This window comes from Nocardia sp. NPDC004582 (assembly GCF_053602115.1).
The window spans coordinates 1-11,010 of record NZ_JBSGCY010000184.1 but is presented as its reverse complement, the minus strand read 5'-3'; the positions used below and the strand labels follow the sequence as shown (position 1 = coordinate 11,010).

General features: G+C 69.9%; 10 protein-coding genes and 1 pseudogene. 10 read left to right on the top strand and 1 reads right to left on the bottom strand.

Translation table 11 applies throughout. From position 1 onward, the window contains the following. The 9 genes and pseudogenes from ACWELJ_RS31010 to era form a co-directional block, all read left to right on the top strand. Positions 1–743: alpha/beta fold hydrolase (locus tag ACWELJ_RS31010; RefSeq protein WP_452369646.1), on the top strand; the 743-nt coding region annotated here is incomplete at its 5' end. A gap of 171 nt (positions 744–914) precedes the next feature. Next, positions 915–1,955, top strand: coding sequence for a heat-inducible transcriptional repressor HrcA (gene hrcA, locus ACWELJ_RS31005; RefSeq protein WP_357278606.1), 1,041 nt, complete (start codon positions 915–917; stop codon positions 1,953–1,955). 34 nt (positions 1,956–1,989) lie between these two features. Then, the gene (dnaJ, locus tag ACWELJ_RS31000; RefSeq protein WP_452369645.1) at positions 1,990–3,144 is read left to right on the top strand and encodes a molecular chaperone DnaJ; all 1,155 of its coding nucleotides are present in this window, start codon (positions 1,990–1,992) and stop codon (positions 3,142–3,144) included. Between the two features lie 4 nt (positions 3,145–3,148). Next, positions 3,149–3,889: a 16S rRNA (uracil(1498)-N(3))-methyltransferase gene (locus ACWELJ_RS30995; protein WP_452369644.1), complete on the top strand. Its 741-nt coding sequence runs from the start codon at positions 3,149–3,151 to the stop codon at positions 3,887–3,889. Positions 3,890–4,130: 241 nt separating this feature from the next. Further along, on the top strand, positions 4,131–5,189 hold the full coding sequence (locus ACWELJ_RS30990) for a PhoH family protein (protein WP_452369647.1): 1,059 nt from the start codon (positions 4,131–4,133) through the stop codon (positions 5,187–5,189). A 22-nt stretch (positions 5,190–5,211) separates the two neighbouring features. Beyond that, positions 5,212–5,769: an rRNA maturation RNase YbeY gene (gene ybeY / locus ACWELJ_RS30985; RefSeq protein WP_357004316.1), complete on the top strand. Its 558-nt coding sequence runs from the start codon at positions 5,212–5,214 to the stop codon at positions 5,767–5,769. Next, positions 5,766–7,103 carry a hemolysin family protein gene (locus ACWELJ_RS30980; RefSeq protein WP_452369643.1) on the top strand — a complete coding sequence of 446 codons (1,338 nt, stop codon included), beginning with the start codon at positions 5,766–5,768 and terminating at the stop codon, positions 7,101–7,103. Before ybeY ends, ACWELJ_RS30980 begins: the two co-directional genes overlap by 4 nt. Continuing rightward, positions 7,100–7,417, top strand: a pseudogene (locus tag ACWELJ_RS30975) (cytidine deaminase); the annotation flags it as partial. The gene ACWELJ_RS30980 and the pseudogene ACWELJ_RS30975, both read left to right, overlap by 4 nt. A gap of 128 nt (positions 7,418–7,545) precedes the next feature. Next, positions 7,546–8,499 carry a GTPase Era gene (gene era, locus ACWELJ_RS30970; RefSeq protein ID WP_452369642.1) on the top strand — a complete coding sequence of 318 codons (954 nt, stop codon included), beginning with the start codon at positions 7,546–7,548 and terminating at the stop codon, positions 8,497–8,499. A gap of 77 nt (positions 8,500–8,576) precedes the next feature. Here the strand turns inward: era and ACWELJ_RS30965 are convergent, their stop codons facing one another. After that, a complete protein-coding gene (locus ACWELJ_RS30965; RefSeq protein WP_452369641.1) occupies positions 8,577–9,992 on the bottom strand; it encodes an amidase in 1,416 nt (471 codons plus the stop codon). Positions 9,993–10,417: 425 nt separating this feature from the next. On the opposite strand from ACWELJ_RS30965, the gene recO reads away from it, so the two are divergent. Beyond that, positions 10,418–11,010: DNA repair protein RecO (recO, locus tag ACWELJ_RS30960; RefSeq protein ID WP_452369640.1), on the top strand; the 593-nt coding region annotated here is incomplete at its 3' end.

Sequence of the window (11,010 nt, the reverse complement as noted above, 5' to 3'; positions counted from 1 at the left end):
GCCCGCTCGCCGCCGGATCGGCGACCGCGGCCGACCTGCCGACGGTGGTGCTGGTGCACGGCGCCTTCGCCGACGCCTCCAGCTGGGACGGCGTGGCCGCGCGGCTGCGCGCGGACGGTTATCCCGTTGTGACCCCGGAGAATCCGCTGCGCGGCCCCGCCCACGACGCGGCCGCGATCCAGCACGCCATCGACGGCATCACCGGGCCGATCGTGCTGGTCGGGCACTCCTACGGCGGCACCGTGATCAGCAATGTGCACGACCCCAAGGTCGAATCACTGGTCTACATCTCCGCTTTCGCGCCCGTGCAGGGCGAAGCCGCACTGCTGGAACTGAATCCGATCCAGTACCCGGGCTCGCAGCTGACGCTCGCGCTGCGGCTGAAGGCGGTCGACGACGCCCAGGGGATCGCGGGCAAGAACCTGGACGCCTACATCGACCCGGCCCGCTTCCCCGAGGTCTTCGCCCAGGACGTCGACCCGGCGACCGCCGCCGACATGGCCGCCCGCCAGCATTCGCTCGCGCTGTCGGCCAACCTCGAGCCCTCGGGCGCGCCGTCCTGGGCCTCGACGCCGGCCTGGTATCTGGTGTCCACCGCCGACCGGGTGATTCCGCCCGCGTCCCAATGGGACATGGCCAAGCGGATGAACGCCCGCGTCTCCTCGATCGACGCCTCGCACGCCGGCCTGGTCTCGCACCCGGCCGACGTGGCGGCGACGGTGGAGGCCGCCGCCGGGCAGTGAGGCCGCGGGCGACGCACCTCCGGCTTCTTGCCGGTGCGGCCGGTTGCGCGACGCCAACTATCCTGGAGTGGATAATCCGGGAATTCCGTATGGCCGGTGCCGAGTGTCCCGCCGCGGAAGGCTCGGGGACGCGCCAGGCGTGCCCGAGGCGAGCGAGGAGGTGGGGCCATCATGTCGAGCACTGAGCAGCGACGGCTCGAGGTCCTGCGGGCCATCGTCGCGGACTACATCGCGACCAAGGAACCGATCGGGTCCAAGACCCTGGTGGAGCGGCACAACCTCGGGGTGTCCAGCGCGACGGTCCGCAATGACATGGCGGTGCTCGAGGCCGAGGGCTACATCGCCCAGCCGCACACCTCCTCCGGCCGCATCCCGACCGACAAGGGCTACCGGCAGTTCGTCGACCACATCTCCGAGGTGAAGCCGCTGTCCGGTCCGGAACGCCGGGCCATCATGGAATTCCTGGAGAGCGGCGTCGATCTCGACGATGTGCTGCGCCGCGGGGTCCGGTTGCTCGCGCAGCTGACCCGGCAGGTCGCCATGGTCCAGTACCCGACGGTGTCGGCGTCGACCGTGCGGCACATCGAGGTGGTCGCGCTCAATCCGGCGAGACTGCTGCTGGTGGTGATCACCGACACCGGCCGCGTCGATCAGCGCCTGGTCGACCTGGGCAATCTGATCAGCGACGAGGACCTGGCCGCGCTGCGCGGCATGCTCGGCAAGGCGATGGAGGGCAAGCGCCTGGCCGCGGCCTCCGCGGCGGTGGCCGAACTGCCCGAGCACTCCCCGGCCAAGCTGCGCGACGTGCTGGTCCGGGTGTCGACCGTGCTGGTCGAGACCCTGGTCGAGCACGCCGAGGAACGCCTCGTGCTGGGCGGCACCGCCAACCTCACCCGCAATGCCTCCGACTTCCCCGGCAACGGTTTCCCGGGCTCCCTGCGCACCGTGCTCGAGGCGCTCGAGGAGCAGGTGATCGTGTTGAAGCTGCTGGCCGCGGCACAGCAGCCGGGTACCGTGACGGTGCAGATCGGTGAGGAGACCAAGGTCGAGCAGATGCGCGGGACGGCCGTGGTGTCCACCGGTTACGGGCTGACCGGTACGGTGCTCGGAGGTATGGGGGTGCTGGGGCCGACGCGCATGGACTATCCGGGGACCATTGCCTCGGTGGCGGCCGTCGCCCGGTACATCGGTGAGGTGCTCGCCGAACGGTGAGCAAGCACGAGACGAAACAGGACTAGAGACACACGTGGCACGGGACTATTACGGACTGCTCGGAGTCGCACGGGGTGCGACCGACCAGGAGATCAAGCGCGCCTACCGGAAACTGGCCCGCGAACTGCATCCCGACGTGAATCCGGAGCCGGAGGCCCAGGAGAAGTTCCGCGAGGTCTCCACGGCCTACGAGGTGCTGTCGGACCCCGAGAAGCGGCGCATCGTCGACCTCGGCGGTGACCCGATGGAATCCGGCGGCGGGATGGGCGGCGGCTTCTCGGGCGCCGGCTTCGGCGGCCTCGGCGATGTCTTCGAGGCGTTCTTCGGCGGCATGAATGCCTCCGGCGGCACTCGCAAGCCGCGCGGCCGGGTGCAGCCGGGCGCGGATTCGCTGCTGCGGACCCGGCTTTCGCTGCAGGAGTGCGCGGTCGGTGTCACCAAGCACCTGACCGTCGACACCGCCATCCTGTGCGACCTGTGCCAGGGTTCGGGCACCAACGGCAACTCCAAGCCGGTGCGCTGTGAGACCTGTGGCGGCGCGGGTGAGGTGCAGACCGTGCAGCGGTCCTTCCTCGGCCAGGTCATGACCTCGCGACCCTGCCCCACCTGCCGGGGCGCGGGCGAGACGATTCCGGACCCCTGCCGCAAGTGCGGCGGCGACGGCCGGGTGCGTTCGCGCCGCGAGATCGCCGCGCCGATCCCGGCCGGTGTGGCCAACGGCATGCGGGTGCGCCTCGCGGCCCAGGGTGAGGTCGGTCCCGGCGGCGGTCCGGCCGGCGACCTGTACGTGGAGATCGTGGAGCAGCCGCACGACACCTTCGTGCGCGATGGCGACGACCTGCACTGCACCATCCGGGTTCCGATGGTGGACGCGGCGCTGGGCACCACGGTCGTGATCGACACCATCCTCGACGGCCCGGTCGAGCTGACCATCCCGGCCGGCACCCAGCCCGGCGAGGCGTCGGTGCTGCGCGGCCACGGTATGCCCAAGCTGCGCGCCAACTCTCGTGGCGATCTGATCGCGCACCTCGACATCGTGGTGCCGACCAAGCTCGACGCCAAGCAGTCGGACCTGCTGCGCAAGTACAAGGGCATGCGGGCCAACGAACTCACCGAGGTGCTCTCGGCGCAGTCCGAGCACAACTCGGGTCTGTTCGCCCGCCTGCGCGCCTCCTTCAGCGGACGCTGATCCCTTGGCCGCCACCGTCTTCTACCTCGACGAGATCCCCGAACCGGGTGCGACCGCCGTGCTGGACGGCCCCGAGGGCCGCCACGCCGCCACGGTGCGCCGCATCCGGGTGGGGGAACCCATCACCCTGTCCGACGGGCACGGGACCCTCGCCGATTCGGAAGTGGTTGCGGCCCAGAAGGACCGCCTGGACCTGAAGGTGCTGTCCAAGCGGCGGGCCGAGCCCTGGACCCCGCAGGTGACGGTGGTCCAGGCCCTCCCCAAATCCGACCGCTCGGAGCTGGCGGTCGAGCTGATGACCGAGGCGGGCGCCGACGCCATCGTCCCCTGGCAGGCGCTGCGCTGCGTCTCCAACTGGGAGTCCAAGGCCCGCAAGGGCGTCGAGAAGTGGCGCGCCGCCGCCAAGCAGGCCGCCCGCCAGTCGCGGCGCGCCTACATCCCGGATGTGGCGGAGCTGCACAGCACTCGGGACCTGCTGGAACTGGTGCGCTCGGCCAAGGCGCGGGGCGCGCTGGTGGCCGCCCTGCACGAGTCCGGTGAATCCCGTTTGACCGAAATGTCTTTCGAGCGGATTCCCGAGATCGTCCTCATCGTCGGCCCCGAGGGCGGCCTGGACGATTCCGAGCTGCAGGCCCTCGCCGACGCCGGGGCCGACATCGTCCTGCTCGGTCCCACCGTGCTGCGCACCTCCACCGCGGCGGCCGTCGCGCTGGGTGCGCTGGGCGCGCTCACCCCGCGCTGGTAGCGCTCGCTCCCCGGGCCGGAGGATCGATCCCGGCGGGTTCGCCACGGAATGGATTCGGCCCAGCCGCAGTTGCGTGTCGGCGGGGCGTTATGCCTGCTGGTAGCCGCTTATTCACTGGGCGGTGTCGGTGGGCGGCGGTAAACTTCTGTCAACGACGACGGCTTCGAGACCGGAAAGCAGGCCATAGCCACTTTTGAGAACACCAGGCGAAATCGGCGATCAGAGCACTTCCACTGCCCGCATCGGCGGTGTCGACGGTTCCGGACCGGCGGGGCGGACCGTTCGTTCGAGCATCGAATTGGCACCGGAATCGGTGTTCGGATTCCTGGGTTCGGCTGATGAGAACCTGCGTGAACTCGAGCGCCTCCTCGATGCCGATATCCACGTCCGCGGCAACTCCGTCACCCTGACCGGCAAACCGGCCGAGGTGGCGCTGGCCGAGCGGGTGGTGGCCCAGCTGGTCGCGTTGACCGCGCGCAATCGGGTGGTCACGCCCGAGGCGGTGCGGCACACCTACTCCATGCTCACCGAGGGTTCCTCGGACTCCCCGGCCGAGGTGCTGAGCCTGGACATCCTGTCCCGGCGCGGCAAGACCATCCGGCCCAAGACGCTGAACCAGAAGCGCTACGTCGACGCCATCGACGCGCACACCATCGTGTTCGGCGTCGGCCCGGCCGGTACCGGCAAGACCTATCTGGCCATGGCCAAGGCCGTGCAGGCGTTGCAGACCAAGCAGGTCAACCGCATCATCCTGACCCGGCCCGCGGTCGAGGCGGGGGAGCGGCTGGGCTTCCTGCCGGGCACGCTCAACGAGAAGATCGACCCGTATCTACGCCCGCTCTACGACGCCCTGCACGACATGATGGATCCCGAGGCGATCCCGAAGCTCATGCAGGCCGGGGTCATCGAGGTCGCGCCGCTGGCGTACATGCGTGGTCGCACGCTCAACGACTCGTTCATCATTCTCGACGAGGCGCAGAACACGACGGCCGAGCAGATGAAGATGTTCCTCACCCGGCTGGGCTTCGGTTCCAAGATCGTGGTGACCGGTGACATCACCCAGGTCGACCTGCCGAACAACGCGCGGTCGGGTCTGCGCGCGGCCACGGAGATCCTGCACGGCATCGACGACATCCATATCGCCGAGCTCACCAGCGCCGATGTGGTCCGTCACCGCCTGGTCGGAGCGATCGTGGACGCCTACGACCGCTACGAGTCCGACACCCGCCCGCCGGCGGCGGTGCACTATCCGGGCAATCGGGCGCAGCGACGTGCCGCGAGCCGGGGAGACCGGCACTGAACTCGACCACTACGCTGATCGGGTGAGTATCGAGATCGCCAACGAATCGGGTATCGAGGTATCCGAAGAAGAACTGGTCAGCGTCGCGCGGTTCGTCATCGGTCAGATGGACGTCCATCCGGCGGCCGAGCTGTCGATGGTGCTGGTCGATCTCGACACCATGGCGGATCTGCACATGCGCTGGATGGACCTACCGGGTCCGACCGACGTCATGAGCTTCCCCATGGACGAGCTGGAGCCGGGCGGGCGGCCCGATGCCGCCGAGCCCGGCCCCTCCATGCTCGGTGACATCGTGCTCTGCCCCGAGTTCGCGGCCCAGCAGGCCGAGAAGGCCGGGCACTCCATGGATCACGAGCTGGCGCTGCTGACCGTGCACGGCGTCCTGCACCTCCTCGGCTACGACCACGCCGAGCCGGAGGAGGAGAAGGAGATGTTCGCGTTGCAGGCCTCCCTGCTGGAGGGCTGGTACGAGAACGTCCGCCAGGAGATGCGCCGCGCCGAGCTGGCCGAGCGCGACCAGCGGCTGCTGGGCAAGACCGGATTCACCGACACCACCGGTGATCCGCTGGGCCCGGCGTGAATTCATTCGTTCTACTGCTGCTGGCGATCGTTCTGGTCCCGGCCGGCGGGGTGTTCGCGGCGCTGGATTCGGCGCTGAACACCATTTCGCCCGCGCGCGTGGAGGATCTGGTGCGCGTCGAGCGGACCGGGGCGGCGCGGCTGGCGCGCATCATCGCGGATCGGCCGCGCTATGTGAATCTCATGGTGCTGCTCCGCCTTACGTGCGAGATCACGGCGACGGTATTGCTGGCGGCGGTGCTGCTGGACTGGCTGGCCGAGGCCCCGGCGCTGCTGATCACCGCGGCGGTCATGGTGCTGGTCGACTATGTGGTGATCGGTGTCGGCCCGCGCACGCTGGGCCGTCAGCACGCGTATTCGCTGGCCTTGGGCGCGTCGCTGCCCTTGCAGGCCATCGGCTCGCTGCTGGGCCCGATCAGCCGCCTGCTCATCCTGATCGGTAATGCGATCACCCCCGGTAAGGGATTCCGCAACGGCCCCTTCGCTTCCGAGATCGAGCTGCGCGAGGTGGTGGATCTGGCGGGCGAGCGCGGCGTGGTGGACGCCGACGAGGCCCGCATGATCCAGTCGGTGTTCGAGCTGGACTCCACCCCGGCGCGCGAGGTGATGGTGCCGCGCACCGAGATGGTGTGGATCGAGGCGGACAAGACCGCGGCGCAGGCCATGTCGCTGGCCGTGCGGTCGGGGCATTCGCGGATACCGGTGATCGGGGAGAACGTCGACGATATTCTCGGCGTCGTCTACCTGAAAGACCTTGTCCCGTACGCGGATCGGAGCCGGAAGGTGAAGGTGCGCCAGGTCATGCGGCCCGCCGTCTTCATTCCCGACTCCAAGCCCCTCGACGCGCTGCTCGACGAGATGCAGCGCCATCGCAACCACATGGCGGTGCTGGTCGACGAGTACGGCGGCATCGCGGGCCTGGTCACCATCGAGGACATTCTCGAGGAGATCGTGGGCGAGATCGCCGACGAGTACGACAAGGACGAGATCGCGCCGATCGAGCAGATCGGCCCCGGCAAGTTCCGGGTCTCGGCGCGGCTGCCCATCGACGATCTGGGCGAGTTGTTCGATGTGGAGATCGACGAGGAGGACGTCGACACCGTCGGCGGTCTGCTCGCCCATGCCCTGGGCCGCGTCCCGCTGCCCGGCTCCAAGGCCGTCGTCCAGGGTCTGCAATTGAAGGGGGAGGGCGGCGCCGACGCGCGCGGCCGCATGCGGATCCACACGGTGGTGGTGCGCAGGGCCCAGGACAGGACGAGAACCGAACCGGCGGAACAGGAACCGGGCGGCGCATACGAGGACGGAGAGGCCGATGACCGAGATGAACGCCGATGATTGAGCTCGACGCCGAGGACGGCAAGCTGCGGGTGCTCGCCCGCGGCGCGATGGGCCGCACCGGCGGCCGCGGCGGCGCGGCCGTGCGCGACACCGATGGCCGCACCTACGCGGCCGGGACGGTGGCGTTGAGCGCGCTCCCGCTGACCGCCCTGCAGGCGGCCGTGGCGGCCGCGATCTCCAGTGGCGCGACCGGTTTCGAGGCGGCCGTGGTGGTGGCGGGCAAGCTGTCCGATCCCGGTGTCGCGGCGGTGCGTGAGGTATCGCCCACGGCGCGAATCATTTTCAGCGACGTCAAGGGCGCGGTGTTCGACGTGCTCGACGCCGACGACCATTACGGGGTGGAGAACCCCATCGCCGCGCAACGCCCGGAGGACAATATCGCGGGCGCGCGCCAGGTCCCGGCGGGTTTCGACCTGGACACCGAATCGGAGGTCTTCGAATGAGCGGCAAGGGCGACGGCAAGGGCGAATTCCGTTCCGGCTTCGTGTGTTTCGTGGGCCGGCCGAACACCGGCAAGTCCACGCTGACCAATGCCATGGTGGGGCAGAAGATCGCGATCACCTCCTCGCGGCCGCAGACCACCCGGCACACCATTCGCGGCATCGTGCACCGCGACCACGCGCAGCTGATCCTGGTGGACACCCCCGGTCTGCACCGGCCGCGCACCCTGCTCGGCCAACGGCTCAATGACCTGGTGCGCGATACGTATTCCGAGGTCGACGTGATCGCGGTCTGCATTCCGGCCGACGAGAAGATCGGTCCCGGTGACCGCTGGATCGTCGAGCAGATCAAGACCATGGCGCCCAAGACCACCCTGCTGGGCGTGGTCACCAAGATCGACAAGGTGAGCCGCGACCAGGTCGCGCACCAGTTGATGGCGGTCTCCCAGCTGCTGGGCCCCGAGGCCGAGGTGGTTCCGGTGTCGGCGGTCAAGGGCGAGCAGGTCGAGGTGCTCATCGACGTCATCGCCTCGCAGATGCCCGAGGGCCCGGCCTTCTACCCGGACGGCGAGCTCACCGACGAGCCCGAGGAAGTCCTGATGGCCGAGCTCATTCGCGAGGCCGCCCTGGAGGGCGTGCGCGACGAGCTCCCGCACTCGCTCGCGGTGGTCATCGAGGAGGTGCTCGAGCGCGAGGAGAACGAGGACACCGAGACCGACGGCCGCCGTTCCGCCGAGGGCATGCTCGACGTGCACGCCCTGCTGTACGTGGAGCGCCCCAGCCAGAAGGCCATCATCATCGGCAAGGGCGGCGCCCGCCTCAAGGAGGTCGGCACCAACGCCCGCAAGCAAATCGAACACATCCTGGGCACCCGCATCTACCTCCACCTGCACGTCAAGGTAGCCAAGGACTGGCAACGCGACCCCAAACAGCTCGGCAAGCTAGGCTTCTAACCCGCCCGCTGACGCCGAGTGGCACACCCTGGAGGGGATTCGTCCGGATTTCCGTCCAGGATGTGCCACTCGCCGTTTCAGGGCTGGGGCCACCAGGGGGTGGGGCGGGTTTTGTGCCATTGGAGTTCGGATTCCAGTTGGGACGCGACCGAGACCAGTAGGTGCTCGGAGTTGGCGGGGCCCATCAGTTGGGAGCCGACCGGGAGTCCGGTGGCGGTGAAGCCGGAGGGGATGTTGACGGCGGGCCAGCCCAGGACGTTCCACGGCCAGGTGTAGGGGCAGGCGGCGGTGATGAGTTCGTCGGTGGCCCAGGAGCCGATGTCGTCGATCTCGTGGACGCCGGGGGGCGGGGTGGCGGTGGTGGGGGCCAGTACCAGGTCGAAGTCGTCGAAGATGCGGCCGGTTTGCTTGCGCAGCAACGGTTCCGCCGCGCGGGCGGCGAACAGCACCGGGGACAGCAGGCGGCCGACGGTGGCGTTGTGGTGGGTGCGCGGGTCGACCTGCGCGCCGGGCAGCCGGTGCAGGGCCTCGCGGATGCCGACCATGGAGCGCGGCAGGAAGGTCGCGCCCATCAGGACGCCGTAGTGGACGTCGGCGATGGTCACCTCGTGGCCGAGGCGGCGCAGGGTGGCGGCGGTGGCGTGCACCCGGGCCTCGACCTCGCGGTCGAGCGCGGTCTTGGTGGCGGTGAACGGGATTCGTAGCGACAGTGCGATGCGCAGGCGGCCGGGATCGCGGCCGACCGCGTCGGAGACGCGCAGCGCGGGCGGGGTGTGCAGGTCGCCGGGGTGCGGGCCGGCGGCGGCGTCGAGCAGCAGGGCGGCGTCGGCGACGGTGCGCGCGAGCGGGCCGTTCACGGTGAGCCCGTAGAAGGCTTCGGGCAGTGGCCAGGTGGAGATGCGGCCGCGCTGGGGCTTGATGCCGAACAGGTTGTTCCAGGCGGCGGGGATGCGGACCGAGCCCGCGCCGTCGGAACCCAGTGCGGCGGGCACCAAACCGGCCGCGACCGCGGCCGCGGAACCGCCCGACGAACCGCCGGGGGTGTGGTCCGCGCTCCACGGATTCGTGGTGTGGCCGAAGGCGTCTCCGCTGGTGAAGGGCAGCTGGCCGAGCTCGCAGGTGTTGGTCTTGCCGACGATGACCGCGCCCGCGGCCCGCAGCCGCCGCACCGCCTCGGCGTCCTCGGTCTTGGCCGGGAAGTCGCCGCCGCAGCCGAAAGCCGTTGGCGTGCCGGCCAGGTCGGTGTCGTCCTTGATGGCGAGCGGCACCCCGAGCAGCGGTTCGCGGTGTCCGGCGGCGAGTTTGCGATCCGCGTCGGCGGCCTCGGCGAGCGCTTCGGCCCGCCGCACGATCCGGAAGGCGTTCAATGCGCCCTGACCGGCCTCGATGCGATCGAGCACCGCCGTGGTCGCCTCGACCGATGTCACCGTGCCCGCCGCCAGTGCCGCCGCGAGTTCCGTCAGCCCGAGTTCGCCGACCGCCGCCAAAGCCATGTGAATCCCGTCTCCTTTGTACTGGGGAGTAACATAGCGCGACTTTGGTCACACGTCCAACAGTTGGCGCTTGTGAGAGACCACTTCCGGCCCTACTGATCTCCGCGCCGCTCGTCGGCGGGCGTACTGCCGTCCGGCCCACCCCTCCGGGGCCGGACGGCAGTACAGATGTGGGTCGCCCCGGACGCCCGCCGGATGGTGCGCAGCGATCGGGGCGCGGACGGCACGGCCGCCCAGCGTGATCCGGCGGCGGGAGTCTGGCGCGTCATGGAGTCCTCCGCCGGGTGCGTCCGAATGCTCTGCCTGACGGGTCTCAGCCTGGCGCCGGTCGCCAATCGCGGGCCAATGAACTTCTAACCGCGCCCGCGGCGATACACGCCGTGACTCGTCACCGCCCGGTCGGTCCCGCGTGCGAGACTGTTGCGGTGCGGTTGTATCGGGATCATGCGGTGGTGTTGCGCCAGCACAAGCTGGGCGAGGCGGACCGTATCGTCACGCTGCTGACCCGCCAGCACGGTCTGGTGCGCGCGGTAGCCCGGGGTGTGCGGCGCACTCGCTCCAAGTTCGGCGCCCGCCTGGAACCGTTCGCCTATGTCGACATCCAGCTGCACCCGGGCCGCAATCTCGACACCGTCACCCAGGTGCACACGGTCGAGACCTTCGCCGCCGACATCGTCGCCGACTACGGCCGCTACACCACCGCCTGCGCGGTCCTGGAGACCGCCGAACGCCTCGCGGGTGAGGAGGGCGCGCCCGCGGCCCGCCTGCACACCCTCACCGCCGGCGCCCTGCGCGCCATCGCCCTGGGCCGTCGCCCGCACGAACTGATCCTCGACGCGTTCCTGTTGCGCGCCATGGGTTTCGCGGGCTGGGCCCCGGCTCTCGACGACTGCGCCCGCTGCGCCACCCCCGGCCCGCATCGCGCCTTCCACGTCGCCGCCGGCGGCGCGGTCTGCGCCGACAGTTCCCGGCACGCCTTGACTCCGCGCACGCTGCTGCCGTGCGCGTCCAATCGCGG